General features: G+C 68.2%; 13 protein-coding genes and 1 tRNA gene. 10 read left to right on the top strand and 4 right to left on the bottom strand.

Going from position 1 to position 16,421, the window contains the following annotated elements:
* Positions 1-13 precede the first annotated feature (13 nt).
* The 9 genes from ACOFKX_RS06750 to ACOFKX_RS06710 all read left to right on the top strand — a co-directional run bounded on the left by ACOFKX_RS06750 (position 14) and on the right by ACOFKX_RS06710 (position 9,958).
* The gene (locus ACOFKX_RS06750; protein WP_419826273.1) at positions 14-964 is read left to right on the top strand and encodes a glycosyltransferase family 2 protein; all 951 of its coding nucleotides are present in this window, start codon (positions 14-16) and stop codon (positions 962-964) included.
* A gap of 59 nt (positions 965-1,023) precedes the next feature.
* On the top strand, positions 1,024-1,695 hold the full coding sequence (locus ACOFKX_RS06745; RefSeq protein WP_419826272.1) for an ATP-dependent Clp protease proteolytic subunit: 672 nt from the start codon (positions 1,024-1,026) through the stop codon (positions 1,693-1,695).
* A gap of 147 nt (positions 1,696-1,842) precedes the next feature.
* Positions 1,843-3,111 (top strand): ATP-dependent Clp protease ATP-binding subunit ClpX, encoded by a 1,269-nt coding sequence (clpX, locus tag ACOFKX_RS06740; protein ID WP_419826271.1) that lies wholly within the window; start codon positions 1,843-1,845, stop codon positions 3,109-3,111.
* A 69-nt stretch (positions 3,112-3,180) separates the two neighbouring features.
* Positions 3,181-3,822, top strand: coding sequence for an isochorismatase family cysteine hydrolase (locus ACOFKX_RS06735; protein ID WP_419826270.1), 642 nt, complete (start codon positions 3,181-3,183; stop codon positions 3,820-3,822).
* A 67-nt stretch (positions 3,823-3,889) separates the two neighbouring features.
* Positions 3,890-6,298, top strand: coding sequence for an endopeptidase La (gene lon, locus ACOFKX_RS06730; protein WP_419826269.1), 2,409 nt, complete (start codon positions 3,890-3,892; stop codon positions 6,296-6,298).
* A gap of 166 nt (positions 6,299-6,464) precedes the next feature.
* Positions 6,465-6,737 (top strand): HU family DNA-binding protein, encoded by a 273-nt coding sequence (locus ACOFKX_RS06725; protein ID WP_419826268.1) that lies wholly within the window; start codon positions 6,465-6,467, stop codon positions 6,735-6,737.
* 168 nt (positions 6,738-6,905) lie between these two features.
* Positions 6,906-6,980: transfer RNA gene (locus ACOFKX_RS06720), tRNA-Val, on the top strand.
* Positions 6,981-7,293: 313 nt separating this feature from the next.
* Complete coding sequence (locus ACOFKX_RS06715) at positions 7,294-9,162, top strand: S53 family peptidase (RefSeq protein ID WP_419826267.1); 1,869 nt, start codon at positions 7,294-7,296, stop codon at positions 9,160-9,162.
* 43 nt (positions 9,163-9,205) lie between these two features.
* On the top strand, positions 9,206-9,958 hold the full coding sequence (locus ACOFKX_RS06710) for a prepilin peptidase (protein WP_419826266.1): 753 nt from the start codon (positions 9,206-9,208) through the stop codon (positions 9,956-9,958).
* A 92-nt stretch (positions 9,959-10,050) separates the two neighbouring features.
* Here the strand turns inward: ACOFKX_RS06710 and ACOFKX_RS06705 are convergent, their stop codons facing one another.
* The 4 genes from ACOFKX_RS06705 to thyA form a co-directional block, all read right to left on the bottom strand.
* Entirely contained in the window at positions 10,051-11,991 is a 1,941-nt protein-coding gene (locus ACOFKX_RS06705) for an HAD-IIIA family hydrolase (protein WP_419826265.1), read from the bottom strand.
* 808 nt (positions 11,992-12,799) lie between these two features.
* A complete protein-coding gene (locus tag ACOFKX_RS06700; RefSeq protein ID WP_419826264.1) occupies positions 12,800-13,564 on the bottom strand; it encodes an SDR family NAD(P)-dependent oxidoreductase in 765 nt (254 codons plus the stop codon).
* A gap of 94 nt (positions 13,565-13,658) precedes the next feature.
* Complete coding sequence (locus ACOFKX_RS06695; protein WP_419826263.1) at positions 13,659-14,180, bottom strand: nuclear transport factor 2 family protein; 522 nt, start codon at positions 14,178-14,180, stop codon at positions 13,659-13,661.
* A gap of 532 nt (positions 14,181-14,712) precedes the next feature.
* Positions 14,713-15,609: a thymidylate synthase gene (gene thyA / locus ACOFKX_RS06690; RefSeq protein ID WP_419826262.1), complete on the bottom strand. Its 897-nt coding sequence runs from the start codon at positions 15,607-15,609 to the stop codon at positions 14,713-14,715.
* Positions 15,610-16,049: 440 nt separating this feature from the next.
* On the opposite strand from thyA, the gene ACOFKX_RS06685 reads away from it, so the two are divergent.
* Positions 16,050-16,418 (top strand): JAB domain-containing protein, encoded by a 369-nt coding sequence (locus tag ACOFKX_RS06685; protein WP_419826261.1) that lies wholly within the window; start codon positions 16,050-16,052, stop codon positions 16,416-16,418.
* The last annotated feature ends 3 nt before the right edge of the window (positions 16,419-16,421 follow it).

The following is a 16,421-nucleotide window of genomic DNA, read 5'->3' as shown; positions in this document are numbered from 1 at the left end:
GTCGGCCGGGCACGTGGCGGCGACGAGCGGTTCGGCGCGGCCGCCCCGCGTCGCGGTGCTGCTACCCTGTTACAACGAGGCGGCGGCGATAGGGGCGACGGTGGCGGCGTTTCGCGCCGCGCTGCCCGGCGCCGCCATCCACGTCTATGACAACAACAGCGGGGACGACACGGTCGCGCGGGCGCGCGCGGCGGGCGCGATCGTGCGCGGCGAGCGGATGCAGGGCAAGGGCCATGTCGTCCGGCGCATGTTCGCCGATGTCGAGGCCGATATCTACGTGCTCGCCGACGGCGACGCGACCTACGACGCGTCCGCCGCGCCCGCGCTCGTCGCGCGACTGGTGGACGAGCGGCTCGACATGGTGGTGGGCGCCAGGCGTTCCGAGGTGGAGCTCGCCTACAGGCGCGGACACAGGCTGGGCAACGCGATGCTGACGGGGATGCTGGCGCGGCTGTTCGGGCGCAGCTTCTCGGACGTCCTCTCGGGCTACCGCGTCTTCTCGCGCCGCTTCGTGAAGAGCTTCCCGATCCTCTCGGCCGGGTTCGAGATCGAGACCGAGATCAGCGTCCACGCGCTGGAGCTCAGGATGCCGGTGGCCGAGATCGCGACCGACTATGCCGCGCGGCCGGAGGGCTCCGCCTCCAAGCTCTCGACCTATCGCGACGGCTGGCGCATCCTGCGCACCATCGTCGCGCTTTATCGGGTGGAGCGGCCGATCTCCTTCTTCGGCGGCATCGGCCTGCTGCTGATCGCGGCGGCGCTGATCCTCGCTGCCCCGCTGGTCGCGACCTACGCCGCGACGGGGCTGGTGCCGCGTTTCCCCACCGCAATTCTGGCGACGGGGCTGATCATCCTGGCGGTACTCAACCTCATGTCGAGCCTCATCCTCGACACCGTCACGCGCGGGCGGCGGGAGGCGAAGCGGCTCGCCTACCTCCGGCACCCGGCCGTCGGAGAGGCTTGAAGTCGCCCGCGCAAGCGCCGATGTTGCCGTTCGTCAGGGCAGAAGGACGAGCGACCCCCATGAATCCATATGATCTTCCGCGCGGCATCGCAGGCGGCGGCGCGGAGGCCGGCCCGGAAGCGGGCCTCGTGCCCATCGTGATCGAGCAGTCGAGCCGCGGCGAGCGCAGCTTCGACATTTATTCGCGCCTGCTGCGCGAGCGCATCGTCTTCGTGAACGGGCCGGTGGAGGACCATATGGCCTCGCTGATCGTCGCCCAGCTGCTCTTCCTCGAGTCAGAGAACCCGAAGAAGGACATCTTCATGTACATCAATTCGCCAGGCGGCGTCGTCACGGCGGGCCTCGCGATCCACGACACGATGCAATATATCCGTCCGCGCGTGGGCACGATTTGCGTCGGCCAGGCCGCGTCGATGGGCAGCTTCCTGCTGGCATGCGGCGATCCGGGGTTGCGCTACGCCACCACCAACGCGCGGATCATGATCCACCAGCCGTCGGGCGGAGCGCAGGGCATGGCGGCGGACATCGAGATCCAGGCGAAGGAGATCCTGCGGATGCGGCATCGCCTGAACTCGCTGTACGCCAAATATACCGGTCAGCCGCTCGAGGTGATCGAGAAGGCGATGGACCGCGACAAGTTCCTCGAAGCCGATGAAGCCAAGGAGTTCGGCCTGATCGACGAGGTGTTCGACAAGCGCCCGGCGCCGACCGAGGAGAAGGCGGCCGCCTGAGGCCGCCGCCCGGCCGCCCGCAAGCGGCGGCCCGATGCGATGTGCGGGGCGGGCGGTGGCCATAAGGCCATTGCCCGTTAACGCGGGCGGGCTAGGATGCCCGGTGAGTCAGACAGGCCGAGCGTATCCGGCCGCAGAGGGAAGACCATGCCAAATCTGAGCGGCGGCGACAGCAAGAGCACCCTCTACTGCTCCTTCTGCGGAAAGAGCCAGCACGAGGTGCGCAAGCTGATCGCGGGCCCGACCGTGTTCATCTGCGACGAGTGCGTGGAGCTCTGCAACGACATCATCCGCGAGGAGACGAAGTCCGCGCTCGTCTCCAAGCGCGACGGCGGGGTGCCGACCCCGCGCGAGATCTGCGACGTGCTCGACGATTACGTGATCGGGCAGGCGCAGGCCAAGCGCGTGCTCTCGGTCGCGGTGCATAATCACTACAAGCGGCTCAACCACGGCGCCAAGGGCGCGGACGTGGAGCTCGCCAAATCGAACATCCTGCTCGTCGGGCCCACAGGCTGCGGCAAGACGCTGCTCGCGCAGACGCTGGCGCGCATCCTCGACGTGCCGTTCACCATGGCGGACGCGACGACGCTGACCGAGGCCGGCTATGTCGGCGAGGATGTCGAGAACATCATCCTCAAGCTGCTCCAGGCGTCTGACTACAATGTCGAGCGAGCGCAGCGCGGCATCGTCTACATCGACGAGATCGACAAGATCAGCCGCAAGGCGGACAATCCGTCGATCACGCGCGACGTGTCGGGCGAGGGCGTGCAGCAGGCGCTGCTCAAGCTGATGGAAGGCACCACCGCGTCGGTGCCGCCGCAGGGGGGACGCAAGCATCCGCAGCAGGAGTTCCTGCAGGTGGACACCACCAACATCCTGTTCATCTGCGGCGGCGCGTTCGCGGGGCTGGAGAAGATCATCGCGGACAGGTTGCAGGGCAAATCGATCGGCTTCGGAGCGTTCGTCGCTTCGCCCGAGGAGCGCCGCGTCGGCGAGACGCTGCGCCAGTGCGAGCCCGAGGACCTCTTGAAGTTCGGGCTGATCCCCGAGTTCGTCGGCCGCCTGCCCGTCATCGCGACGCTGGAGGATCTGGACGAGGCGGCCCTGGTCAAGATCCTCTCCGAGCCCAAGAACGCGCTCGTCAAACAGTACCAGAAGCTGTTCGACATGGAGGCGACCAAGCTCTCCTTCACCGACGAGGCTCTGGTGGCTGTCGCGCGCAAGGGCATCGACCGCAAGACCGGCGCGCGCGGGCTGCGCTCGATCCTGGAGGCGATCCTGCTCGACACGATGTTCGAGCTGCCCTCGATGGACGACATTGACGAGGTGATGGTCGACAAGGACGTGGTCGACGGCCGCAAGGAGCCGATCCGCGTTTACGCCAAGAAGCAGAAGGAAGCGCCCGGCGCGGCCTGACCGGCATCAGGCTTCGATCGAGGCGCGGGGCGTCCGGAGCGATCCGGGCGCCCCGTCCGTTATCGGGGCATGGACGACACGAGATGGTCCGGCGGCGCCGCGCTGCTGCTGATCGACATCATCAACGATCTCGATTCCGAGCAGATCGACGATCTGCCGCGCCACGCGAATGCGCTCGTCGATCCCATCTTGAGGTTGCGCGAGGAGGCGGATGCCGCCGACGTTCCGACGATCTACGTCAACGACAACTTCGGCGACTGGCACCGCGATCACGGCGCTATCGTCCAGCATTGCGTGGAGCGTGGCGGCGCGGCCGGCGAGATCGCCGATCGCCTGCGCCCGCGCGAACGCGACCTCTTCGTGGTGAAGCCGCAATTCTCCGGCTTCTACGCCACCAACCTGCCCGTCATCCTGCCGCAGCTCGGCGTCACCCGCCTCATCCTTGCCGGCGTGTCCGCCGACATCTGCGTGCTGTTCACCGCCGCCGACGCGCACATGCGCGAATATGATCTCTGGGTGCCACGCGACGCGGTGGCGAGCACGTGCGAGGAGCATCGTGACTGGGCGCTCGGTATCATGGCCAAGAGCATGGCGGCCGAGGTGCGGCCGACGGGCGAACTGAGGCTCGCCGACTGGCTGGCGCCACCGGACGAGACCGCCGCCGACGGCAAGGCGCGGGGCGAGCCGCAGGACGAAGCGGCCGTTCATTGATCGGTAGCCCAGGCGTCGCCATATCGTCATGACGGTGGGCGACGCCGCCTTCCGTCACGGAGCTTCCATGACCGAGACCTTCCCCGTTCTGCCGCTGCGCGACATCGTCGTCTTCCCCCACATGATCGTGCCGCTGTTCGTCGGCCGCGAGAAGTCGGTGTCCGCGCTGGAGGCGGCGATGGCGGCGGACAAGTCGATCTTCCTCGTGTCGCAGCTCGATCCGGCCGAGGACGATCCTGATCGCGCCGCGCTCTACGATCTCGGCGTGGTCGCCACCGTGCTCCAGCTCCTCAAGCTGCCCGACGGCACGGTGCGCGTGCTGGTCGAGGGCCAGCGCCGTGCCGCGCTGTCCGACATGCGCGAGGGCGAGGGGCATCTAGTTGCCGACGTGACGCCGGTCGAGGATGCGGAGGCGTCGGGCACGGAGGCGCAGGCGCTGATGCGCTCGGTCGTCGAGCAATTCGACACCTACGCCAAGCTCAACAAGAAGCTCGCCGCCGAGACCGCGACGCAGATCGGCCAGATCGAGGAGCCGGGCAAGCTCGCCGACATGGTCGCCGCCAACATCCAGGTGAAGGTGGCCGACAAGCAGGCCATGCTGTCAGAGGCCGATCCCGCCAAGCGGCTGGAGATGGCGTTCGCCTTCATGGAGGGCGAGCTCGGCGTCCTCAAGGTCGAGAAGAAGATCCGCAGCCGCGTGAAGCGGCAGATGGAGAAGACGCAGCGCGAATACTACCTCAACGAGCAGTTGAAGGCGATCCAGCGCGAACTCGGCAACGAGGGCGAGGAGGGCGAGGGCGACGAGGTGGCGGAACTCGCCGCCAAGATCGCCAAGCTCAAGATGAGCCAGGAGGCGCGCGCCAAGGCCACCGCCGAGCTGAAGAAGCTCAAGACGATGGCGCCGATGTCCGCCGAGGCCACGGTGGTACGCAACTATCTCGACGTGCTGCTGGGCCTGCCGTGGGGCAAGAAGAGCAAGGTCAAGCACGACATTCCGGCGGCCGAGCGCATCCTCGACGAGGATCATTACGCGCTCGCCAAGGTGAAGGAGCGGATCGTCGAGTATCTGGCGGTGCAGGCGCGCACCAACAAGCTCAAGGGCCCGATCCTGTGCCTGGTCGGCCCGCCCGGCGTCGGCAAGACCTCACTCGGCAAGTCGATCGCGCGCGCGACGGGCCGCGAGTTCGTGCGGCAGTCGCTCGGCGGCGTGCGCGACGAGGCCGAAATCCGTGGCCACCGCCGCACCTATATCGGCTCGATGCCCGGCAAGATCGTCGCGAACCTCAAGCGTGCGGGGGCGTCCAACCCGCTGTTCCTGCTCGACGAGATAGACAAGCTCGGCCAGGATTTTCGGGGCGATCCGTCGTCGGCGCTGCTGGAGGTGCTCGATCCCGAGCAGAACGCCAAGTTCCAGGATCACTATCTGGAGATCGACCTCGATCTCTCCGACATCATGTTCGTGTGCACGGCCAACAGCATGAACATGCCGCAGCCGCTGCTCGATCGCATGGAGATCATCCGGCTCGAAGGCTATACCGAGCAGGAGAAACTTGAGATCGCCAAGGCCCACCTGATCCCCAAGCAGGTGGAGGCGCACGGCCTCAAGGCGGGCGAGTTCACGCTGGCCGACGACGGGCTGACCGATCTTATCCGCTATTATACGCGCGAGGCCGGCGTCCGCACGCTGGAGCGCGAGATCGCCAAGCTGGCGCGCAAGAGCCTACGCCGCATTTTGGAGGGCAAGGCCGAGGCCGTCACCGTCACGGAGGCGAACCTTTCCGAATTCGCGGGCGTGCGCAAGTTCCGCTTCGGCGTCTCCGAGGAGGAGGACCAGATCGGCGCCGTGACCGGCCTCGCCTGGACCGAGGTGGGCGGCGAGTTGCTCACCATCGAGGCGGTTACCGTGCCCGGCAAGGGGCTCGCCGTCACCACCGGCAAGCTCGGCGACGTGATGAAGGAGAGCGTGCAGGCAGCCTGGTCGTTCGTGAAGGCGCGTTCGCCCGCTTACGGCGTCAAGCCCAGCCTGTTCGCGCGCAAGGACGTCCACATCCACCTGCCCGAGGGCGCGGTGCCCAAGGACGGGCCGTCCGCCGGCATCGGCATCGCCACCGCCATCATCTCGACGCTGACGGGCACGGCGGTGCGCCGCGACGTGGCGATGACGGGCGAGGTGACGCTGCGTGGCCGCGTGCTGCCGATCGGCGGCTTGAAGGAGAAGCTGCTCGCGGCGCTGCGCGGCGGCATCACGACGGTGCTGATCCCGGACGAGAACGAGAAGGACCTCGCGGACATCCCCGACACGATCAAGGGCGGCCTCACCATCATACCTGTCCGCCACATGGACGAGGTGCTGGCGCGCGCGCTGGTGACACCCGTGGCCGCGATCGAGTGGACCGAGGCGGACGAGCTTGCCGCCGACCCGGTTGCGGTCGGCGCGCGCGGCGAGCAGTCGGGGGGCGTGGCGATCCGGCATTGAGCGGCCGACGAAGAGCGGGCCGACGAACGGTTGGTCGCATGGCGGCGCGTGCCTCGCTTGACTCGCGCGGAAGCGACGGCTCTTTCCTGATCCTGACGGGCGGAGCGCGCGTGAGCCTTCGCGGTTCGCGTCGGCGCGCCGACAGGATGAGGAAGGGGGTTCGGGCATGAACAAGCAGGAATTGATAGGCGCCGTTGCCGAATCGACCGGGCTCGCGCGCGGCGACGCGGTCAAGGCGGTCGAAGCGGTGTTCGACGGCATCACCGGGGCGTTGAAGGGCGGAGACGAGGTTCGGCTCGTCGGCTTCGGCACCTTCTCCGTCTCAAAGCGCAAGGCGTCGACGGGCCGCAATCCCCGCACCGGCGAACCGATGTCGATCGGCGCGTCGTCACAGCCCAAGTTCAAGGCCGGCAAGGGCCTGAAAGACGCGGTCAACTGATCCGCGCTCGCGACGCGTTCGGCGCCAAGCGACTAGACAGCGTGGTAGCGACGCGCTAGTCGCGCCGTCGCTCGCGGGGGCATGCTCCCCGCGTTCCGGTCAGGTGGGCCGCCACGCCCGCCCGCCGCGCTCCCGAGAGCGGGATTTGCGGCGACGGACAGCCCGGTGGGGCGCGTAGCTCAGTGGTAGAGCACTGTGTTCACACCGCAGGGGTCGCTGGTTCAATCCCAGCCGCGCCCACCATCGGGACGCCGCGGCGGCCAGCCGACAGGTGTCCGATCGCTTGCGCAGCGCCACTCGCGTAGCTCGGGCGTTCCGCAGGCGGGCACATCGCCGTCGCGACCGAGCGGACGTCGAGACTGACTCGCAGCGGGCTATGTAGCTCATCGCCAGAAGATGCCGCGGGTGCTGGTGTTGGCCGTGCTCATCGGCGGCAGTCGGACCGTCATTCTTGCCGATCGTTAACGAAGCTCTTGCCCGAGGACGCGGCTGTACGTAGCGTTAACAATCGCCTCATGGCCCGACGGAGGGTCGAGGCTCCGAAAAGGGGATCGTCATGATCGGTTCATCTCGCCTAGCCGCCGCGCTGCTTGCGACCGTAGCTGCCCCGGCCTTCGCAGCGCCGGTCAACCGGGCGACGCTGCCCGCCGCAGCGCCCACGGCCCTCGTCTCGTTCGACATCTACCTGCCGTTGCGTAACGAAGACGCGCTCGACGCTCTGATTGCGGACCAGCAGAAGGAAGGTTCGGCCAACTACCACAAGTGGCTGACGCCCGCCGATTTCAAGACACGGTTCGGCACCGCGCCGGAGTCGCTGGCGCGCGCGCAGGCGGTGGCCGAGGCCGCTGGGCTCCGCGTGACGGACACCGGCGCACACAGCTTCCATGTCACTGGCACCGCGGCGCAGGCCGGCAAGCTGCTCGGCACCAGCATCCGCATGGCACCCGCGTCCCTCGGCAAGGCCCGCCTGATCGCATCCAAGGTCACGCTGCCGGCCGCGCTGCAGGCGGAAGGCGCGCGCGTCGTCGCCTTCTCGGGCCTGCCGCTCCACCAGCCGTTCGTGACCAAGGCCAGCGCCAAGGCGGTGCCGGACAACCGGTACAGCCCCGACGGGCCCTACTGGTACAACGACCTGAAGCAGGCCTACGACTACCCCTCGTACAACAGCTTCCTGTCCACCGGCCAGCGGCTGGATGGCACCGGCGTCCGCGTCGCGGTGCTGATGTCCGACCTGCTCTTCCCGCAGGACGTCGCCGCCTATTTCAACCACGAGAACTTCACCAAGACGACTGGCAAGGCGCCGCCCGTTGTCGCGACCGCGCTCATCAACGGTGGCGGCACGCTCGACGGCGGTGGCTCGGTCGAGGCGACGCTGGACGTTCAGCAGGTGCTGGGCGGCGCGCCGGGTGCCAGCGTTACGCTGGTCAGCCTGCCCGATCTCTCGGACGACAACATCCTCGACGGCTATCGCTACATCGTCGATCAGAACCGCTTCGACGTCGTCAACTCGTCGTTCGGCGCCTGCGAGGCGCTCTACACCGCCGCCTACAATGAAGGCGAGGATTATACGTCGATCCTTTGGGCGTATGACAGCATCTTCAAGCAGGGCAACGCCCAGGGCATCACCTTCGTCGCGAGCTCCGGCGACAATGGCGCGCTGCAGTGCCCGTCGGTCGACTATTTCTACCCGACCGCCACGTCCAAGCCCAAGTTCGTCAAGGGCGTGTCGTCGCCGGCGAGCTCGCAGTTCGTGACGGCGGTGGGCGGCGGCAACCTCATCACCGTCTCGGACAAGACGCTGAACTCGGCCTATTTCTCCGAGAACGGCTACGGCGATCCGCTCGTCCCCTACGATCCCTACGGCGTCGGGCAGAACCTGTCGGGCGGCTATTGGGGTCCGGGCGGCGGCGTCAGCAACCTGCACCACAAGCCCGACTATCAGAAGCTCGTGAACAACGGCACCGGTACGCAGCGCACGCTGCCCGACATCGGCATGCAGGTCGGCGGCTGCCCGGGCGGTATCTCGAAGCAGCCCTGCGGGCCCGATCGCAGCGCCGTCATCGTCGCCTACAACAGCGGGAGCCCCGATGGCGGCTTGTTCGGCGTCATTGGCACCTCCGTGTCCTCGCCAGAGTTCGTCGGTGCCCTGGCCCTCTACATCCAGAAGGTCGGGCGCGTCGGCAACGTCAACCCGTACCTCTACGCCAAGGGTGCGGCGCAGACGGCGAACGGCGGCCTCCGCGCAGCCTCGCAGTATCAATATTACCGCCGCGATATCCCGGGTTTCGACGGCTATTACAGCCAGAATTATCCGTCGGTCGAGTATAACTACATCTACGGCAACGGCTCGCCGGATATCCGGAAGCTCTTCGGCATGACCAACTTCAACTCGGCTCCCGCGCCGCAGACGGGCGGCAACCCCTAAGGCGGCGCCCGGGCGGGCGCCCGGCCGCTCGCACGGAGGCGGGATGGCGGGGGAGCTGCTGCTGGCCGGCATGGCCGGTGCCGTAGCCGGAAGCTTCCTCGCCACCGTCGCGATCCGCGACGGCCGCGGCGAGCCGGTCTCGCGCGGCCGATCGCGTTGCGATCGCTGCGCAGTGCCGGTCCCGATCTGGGCGAACGTCCCGGTCGCGAGCTGGCTGTGGTTACGCGGGCGCTGCGGTGCCTGCCACGCCGCGATCGATCCGCGCCACCCGCTGCTCGAGATCGCCTGCCTGCTGCTCGCCGTCGCGAGCGTCGCGTCGCGCCCCGGCACCGCCGGCTGGGCGGGAGCCGTATTCGGGTGGCTGCTGGCGACGCTCGCCGTCATCGACGCCGGCTCGTTCCGGCTGCCCGACCGCCTCGTGCTGCCGCTTCTCGGGTCGGGCCTGGCGGCGGGCGCGGGCGGGCTCCCGCCGCCGCTGCAGGACAGGCTGTGGGGTGCGGGCGTGGGGTTCGTGGCGCTGACGCTGCTCGCCGCGGCCTATCGAAGGTCGCGCGGCCGCGAGGGGCTGGGGGCGGGCGACGCCAAGCTCCTGGCCGCGATCGGCGCGTGGCTGGGCTGGCAGCCCCTGCCATGGGTGGTCCTGGCCGCCGCCGTCCTAGGCCTCGGCGCGACGGCGGCACGCGCGGTCGCCGAAGAACGCGTCACCGCGACCGATCGGCTGCCGCTCGGCACGTTGCTCGCGATGGCGGCGTGGCCGGCGTGGCTGATCGGGGCGGTGGCCGGAGCCGGGCGCTAGCGACCTGCCGGATCGCGCGTCCGGCGCGGCGAACGGTCGAGCCGGCGGTCTCGCGTGCTCATGCCAGTTCCGCGCGGACGCGATGCCGCCGGTCAGGCTTGGTCGAGCGTCCACCGGACGGCGGCGCTCGCCGCGCTTTCCCGCACCAGCGGCGCCTCGTCGGCCTGCCGCTCGTCATAGGTACGGCGCGCCGCCTCCTCGTCGGCGAAGCCGCGCGAGACGAGATCCGCAATTACGCGGTCGCGGCGGCCCGCCTCGTCCGCCGCGACGAAGACCCGGTGGACGCGCCGGACGTCCTTCAGGTCGCCGAGCATCAGTGCCGGCACGCCTTCCAGGATCAGCACCCCGTTGCCGGGCAGCGCCAGCCGGTCGCCCAGGCCAACCGATCGCGTGAATCGGTCGTAGAAGGGCAGCACGGCGTCGATCGCTTCGCCCGCGAGCCAGGGCGCCAGCGTCGCGAGCGCCTCGCCGGTGGCGTAGCGGCCGAGGATGCCGGGCCGTCGCCGGTCGGGCGGCAGCGCCCAGCGATCCAGCGAGAGCGAGGCCGCCGCCAGCCCTCGCCGCCGCAGCACCGTGCGGAGCGTCGCGGCCAAACCCGACTTGCCCGACCGCGCGAGCCCGCCGATCAGCACCAGATCGCCGGGCGCGACGACGTCCGCCAACGGCTCGACGAGGGCGGCGTGGCGCGGGAACTCTTCGAGGATCAGCCGCGTGGCGGCACCGATGTCTGGCACCGCGAAGTCGGCGGTGCCCGGCCACTTGCCGTCGCGCCCGCCCTCGCCCGTGGCGACGAGGATGGTGGAGAGACCCGCGCGCTCGGCGGCGAGCATGTCCGCGCTCGAGTCGCCGACCATCCACGATCGGTCGGGATCGATGTTGAGCGTGGCGATCGCTTCGCGAAACAGGCCGGTGCCGGGCTTCCGACAGTCGCACGCGATCTTGAGCGCGGGCACCTCTCCCGCGAAGCCGGCGTCGGGGTGGTGGGGGCAGAGATAGGTCGCATCCAGCCACGCGCCCTGCTGCCCCAGCAGCGTCTCCAGCCGCGCCTGGATGGCGTGCATACCGGCGGCGTCGACGTCGCCGCGCGCCAGCACCGGCTGGTTGGTGACGAGCACGACGCGGCGCTCGGCGGCGTTGAGCGCGCGCACCGCTTCGGCGGCACCCGGCAGGAGATCGAGTTCGTCCGGCCGGCGGATATAGCCGCGCAGCGCGTTCAGCGTCCCGTCGCGATCGACGAACACCGCCGCCTGCCGCGCGCGTCGGCTGGCGCGCGCCACCACGCCCTCGCGCAGGTGCCGCTCCACCTTGTCGAGCCGCGCGGGCGTGCCGAGATCCTTGATATACTCGAAGCTCGCATAGCCGTGCAGGTTGGCGCCGCGCGCGACCATCGCGGGGAACAGTTCCTTGGCGAAATCCCCGGTCCAGCCCGCGGGCGCGACGCCGTCCAGCGCGCGGCGCTCGATCACGTAGAAGGCGGCGTTGACGAGGTTGCGCAGCTCCGCGCCCGGCGGATGCGGGTAGGGATGGAGGCGGGTGATCCGCCCGGCCTCGTCCACCTCGACCAGATCGCTGTCGTGCGGGTGGTCGTTGGGATGGAGGAGCAGGGTCGCGTCCGCGCCCGCCGCCTCGTGCGCGGCGATCATGTGCGGCACGTCGATGTCGAACAGCGTGTCGCCGTAGACGACGAGGAAGCGTTCCTCCAGCCGATCGAGGCAGGCGAGGACGGCGCCCGCGGTGCCGCGCGGCTCGCCGTCGTCGACGATGTCGATGGCGAGCGACGATCGCCGCTCCGCGAGGAAGCGCTCGATCTGGTCGGCGGCGTGGTTGACGAGCACCACCGCCGAGGTGACGCCGTGCGCTGCCAGGCTTTCGAGCTGGCGCTCCAGCAGCGGCACGCCGACCACGTCGACCAGCGGCTTGGGCCGGCCGTGCAGCCGCTCGGCCAGCCGCGTTCCCTTGCCGCCGGCGAGGATCACCGCCTGCACGGGGCGATCTCCGGACGAGGACGAGGCGGGAGGACGGGCATCGGACACGCGATTAGCCGCCCCGCGACGGGAGCGCCAGCAGCGCCTCGCCGCCCGACGCTGGCAAATGCGAGTTATACGATCGGCGAGATCGAGCGGGGATTGGAGACGGGAGGCGGCCGCGACCTGCACTTGGCGAGAGGGGTGTGGATCGATCGGCCCGCACCTTTGCGCCCGGTGCCGGAGCGGTGCGACGTGCTGCGCGTCGACGATCTCTTACATGGCGCCGACGCAACGTGGCGGCACCGCCCGATGATTGCGCTTTGACAGGACGTGCCACGACGTGACCGTCGCTTCTTCGCGGCGGCCGCTCGCTAAGCGGCGCGTTACTGCCGTGATCCCGTCAATCGCTGCCCGTCGCCCGCCGTCTGTTCTGGTGGTCGGATGAGGCGCGGGCGGCGATTGGTGCGACTGCCCGCCGACAATCGGCCGTCGGCGACGGAGTGTAATCCTGCAATCGCCAGTCGCGCGGGGGCTGCTCGCTCAAGCTACCGGACGCTGCTGAATGCCGACCTGGTGATCTTCTCATGAAGGTGGCGCGCGCCGGTCTTGGTGCGGCGAAGCGGGTTGCCACCGACCGGGAGCGGTGTCGCCTTGCGTCACCTAGGGCCTGGCGACGCGCGCCGTTGGCGGCGAGCACGATTTGAGCGCTGCTGCTGCAACTATGCGAAGTAGGCGACCGCGCCCTGCCGCGATCGTCGGAGACCGCCGCCGGCCGGTGACCCTGACCGGGACGAGCAGCCCGGTTCGGCGGTGCCGCCACCGGCCTGCGCCGAGGCGCCAGACAGGTGGCATGCGCCTGGTCCGGCCGTGTCGATCATCGCATCGTCATGCCGCCGTCGACCACGAATGCCGCGCCGGTGATGTAGCGCGCCTCTTCGGAAGCCAGGAACAGTACGCAGTTCGCGATATCGCGCGGCTCGCCCAGTTCGCCCATCGGGATGGTCGCGGCCGCAGCCTCTAGCGATCCGGGCGAACGCTGGAACGACGCCTGCTGCATCGTCGTCCAGATCATGCCAGGGTGGACGCTGTTGACGCGGATCTTCTCCCGCGCCGTCTCCATCGCCACCGATTTGGTGAAGAGCAGGACTCCTGCCTTGCTAGCCGAATAAGCGGCCAGCCCCGCATGCGCGACGAGCGCGGCGACGGATGAGATGTTGATGATCGAGCCGCTACGGCTGCCCCTGCGCATTTCGGCTACCGCACGTCGCGTTCCGAGATAGACCGACTTGAGATTGACGTCGATGACGCGGGTGAAATCCTCGGGCGTCAATTTGTCGATCGTCTCGGCAGAAACGATCCCGGCATTGTTGATGACGATATCGATCCCGCCTTCGGCACGCGCAATGGCGCCGATCACCTCGTCCCAGTCGCGTTCCGAGGTGACGTCGTGACGGATCGCGGAGGCTTTCCCGCCCCCATCGCGGATCTCGGCCGCACGCGCCTCCGCGGAGGCTTGGTCGATGTCGGACACGAAGACCGTGGCGCCTTCTTCGGCGAGGCGGGCCGCGATGGCGGAGCCCAGCCCCGGTGCGGCGCCGCCGCCGGTGACCAGCGCGACCTTGGCTTCTACCCGACCCATTCCGGTCTCCTGCTCATGCTGTTAATCGGCGCGGCAGCGGACCGTCACCGTCGCCGGATGCGGCGGTCCACGACGGGCGATCGGACCGCCCGGTTCAGGCACGCCCGCCGCGAGGGTGGAGGCGATAAAGCGGATCGTCCGGCTTCGCACCGCCGCGCGTCTTGATCGCGGAGAACATGCCGTTTTCCCAAGAGGAGGTGCCGGCGGTCAGCGTGTAGGCGTCGAGAGCCAGCGTCCGCGCGCTAATCCTCCAATCGCCGTTCCGTTTTTCCAGCGTGTCGAGGTAGCGCCCCCACAGGATCAGGTCCTGCCTACCGCTCTCCCCCGGCAAGTCGTGATATGCCAGGTAGTAGGTCTCCGCGAACGCGAGCGTGTCGCTCTCGAGATCGACCAAGACATTGCCGAGGAAATGCACCGTCGGCATATCAACCAAGAAGTTCTTGGCATGTTCGAGGAAGCCGGCGAGATCACCCTGGTAGTGCATGTGATCGTCGGCAGCGTCGGGCCAGTAGACTTGTCGAACTAGATCCCAGTCGCGACGGTCCATTGCGCGGCTATAACGCATCAGTTGGTCGGTAATCGCCTGCTTGTCCAACAATCCCTGCATTGCCGCCATGTCTAGAGCCGCCATGCTGATACCTCTCGCTGGTCGTTAACGCGTCATTTTATCAGACGGGGTCTGATCGACTTAGTCGGGCAGTTTGCGCAGCGCGTGAAGCGCGCACGTTCAGGCCATCGGTCAGGACGTGACACATGCCGCCACAGTCGGTCCCGCCGCATCATTTCGGGAAATGCTAAGCACAGGCTCGAACGCGAGACAATGAAAATCCTACTCCGTAGGCCGAAGCTGGTGGCGGCCGCCTGCGATCCTCCGCGGTGACCTGCTTCGGCTCAGGTCAGCGACTGGCGATCCTTTCCCGCGTGGCGGACACCGATGATGGTGTCCGGGGAGCCGGGCGGTGCATGGTGGTGCGTAGGATGGAGTTCGGGTCTATCGAGCAGCATGCATCCACCTAACCGGCGAACGTCATGGGTCGCGCCGCGCCGGGCGGCTGATGCATCGCCAGGAGCGTACGCCATCATGTCCCGAGCCCCGGCCGCCGTTTGGCAACGCTCTCAGCTGGATCGCCATCGCGCATGGGGAAAGCCTAGACTGCCACGTCGCCGTGGATGGGCGGATGAGGCGCATAGCCGGTGACTTCGAAGTCCTCGATGCGATAATCGTCGATCGAAGCAGGCTTTCGGCGCAGGCGCATCGTTGGGAGTGGCCGCGGCTCGCGTGTCATCTGCTCACGCACCTGATCCTGGTGGTTCAGGTAGATATGCACATCGCCGCCGATCCAAACCAGCTCGCCAGGCGTTAGCGCCGCCTGTTGGGCCAGCATGTGGACCAAGGCCGCGCCGCCCGTGAAGTTGAATGCCGCGCCCAAGAACAAGTCACAGGATCTCTGGAAAATGAGGCAGTTAAGCTCGCCACGAGAATTGACGTGGAACTGATAGACCATGTGGCAGGGGGGGAGCGCCATGAGATCCAACTCTCCGACGTTCCACGCATGGAAGAGCATCCGCCGGCTGGACGGGTTCGTGCTCAGCGTCTCTACGAGCTTTGCGATCTGGTCATGCTCGGCGCCGGAGGAGTCGACCCAGCGGCGCCACTGCTTGCCGTAGACCGGGCCGAGGTCCCCCCACTCGCGAGCGAACTCATCATCGGCGAGGACGCGCTCCTCGAACTCCGCCTGGCTCACGGTCAAGCCCGTTTCGCGCTGATAGCGCGCGAGCGGCCAGGCGCTCCATATGCGGACATTCTCGCGAAGCAGGGGCTGGATGTTGGTGCTGCCCTTCAGGAACCAGAGCATCTCCTTGACGGCGGCCTTCCAGTACACGCGCTTCGTGGTCAGGATGGGCACCTGCCCGCCGCTCAGATCGAAACGGACCAGCTCGCCGAACAGCGATTTGGCGCCGACTCCGGTACGGTCCATTCGCTCGTCACCCTTGGTGAGGACGCGGTCTAGAAGGCGGAGATACTGATGTTCGGGGTGGTTCACGGGTTCTCTTCCAAATGCTTCGACGCGGAAGGTCGGCCTCGTCGAGGTCCGAAATGTCATGTCACGCCCGCTGGACCGTCGCCACAGAGGGCAGTGAGGTGGGATGCGGAGCTGTGATGGCCAAGAACGAGTAGTCCGGCTCAAGACCGCGGGCGCGGTGCCAAAGCACCCCGGGCAGGCGGCCGCGCGCGCCCTGTGACTGGTAGGTCATGGAATGAGGCAGCAACCCAGCGCCCTCGGCCGAAGCACCATTCCGACCGGTGAACAGCCGCTCTCGCACGCCGGGTCAGCGTTGCCTCTCGTAACAGCCGCATCCGATGATTCGCCAGCCATTAAACTCCGTTCCGGATGGATCGTCTTGCGGGTGGCGAGCATCAGTGCAGCCTGGGTTCATGAGTATTTCGTCGTGTGGTGAAACGTTCAGCAAACATCCCTGCCGGTTGCGTGCTCCGGCCGACGCGATCCTGCTGTTCACGCCCCTGCTGTCGCGATTGGACCACGAACGCGTCGCGGTCGCCTACCTGAGCGCGGAAGCGCGCCTGCTCGGCATCGCCACCGTCGCCGAGGGCGACGATGCCGCCGCCGCGCTGCCTGGCGTCGAGATACTGCGTGAGGCGGTGGACCGGCGCGCCACCGGCCTCATCCTCGCGCACAATCATCCGAGCGGCGATGCGCGGCCGAGCCTCGCCGACATCCGCGCGACACGCCGGCTCGCGGCGGGCGCGGACGCGTTGGGAATCGTCCTCCTCGACCACGTCGTGCTGGCGACGGACGATGCGCGCAGCTTTCGGCTCATGGGGCTGATGTAACCG

Origin of the sequence: Sphingomonas sp. (genome assembly GCF_965200105.1) — a bacterium.
GTDB lineage: Bacteria > Pseudomonadota > Alphaproteobacteria > Sphingomonadales > Sphingomonadaceae > Solisphingomonas.
The sequence above is the reverse complement of the archived record's forward strand: the minus strand, read 5'-3'. Positions and strand labels throughout refer to the sequence as shown.

Excerpts from the sequence above, each read along its gene's own strand:
- ACOFKX_RS06725 (WP_419826268.1), top strand. The coding sequence starts at position 6,465 with ATGAACAAGCAGGAATTGATAGGCGCCGTTGCCGAATCGACCGGGCTC.
- ACOFKX_RS06745 (WP_419826272.1), top strand. The coding sequence starts at position 1,024 with ATGAATCCATATGATCTTCCGCGCGGCATCGCAGGCGGCGGCGCGGAG.
- ACOFKX_RS06710 (WP_419826266.1), top strand. The coding sequence starts at position 9,206 with ATGGCGGGGGAGCTGCTGCTGGCCGGCATGGCCGGTGCCGTAGCCGGA.
- ACOFKX_RS06715 (WP_419826267.1), top strand. The coding sequence starts at position 7,294 with ATGATCGGTTCATCTCGCCTAGCCGCCGCGCTGCTTGCGACCGTAGCT.
- ACOFKX_RS06735 (WP_419826270.1), top strand. The coding sequence starts at position 3,181 with ATGGACGACACGAGATGGTCCGGCGGCGCCGCGCTGCTGCTGATCGAC.
- clpX (WP_419826271.1), top strand. The coding sequence starts at position 1,843 with ATGCCAAATCTGAGCGGCGGCGACAGCAAGAGCACCCTCTACTGCTCC.
- ACOFKX_RS06700 (WP_419826264.1), bottom strand. The coding sequence starts at position 13,564 with ATGGGTCGGGTAGAAGCCAAGGTCGCGCTGGTCACCGGCGGCGGCGCC.
- ACOFKX_RS06695 (WP_419826263.1), bottom strand. The coding sequence starts at position 14,180 with ATGGCGGCAATGCAGGGATTGTTGGACAAGCAGGCGATTACCGACCAA.
- lon (WP_419826269.1), top strand. The coding sequence starts at position 3,890 with ATGACCGAGACCTTCCCCGTTCTGCCGCTGCGCGACATCGTCGTCTTC.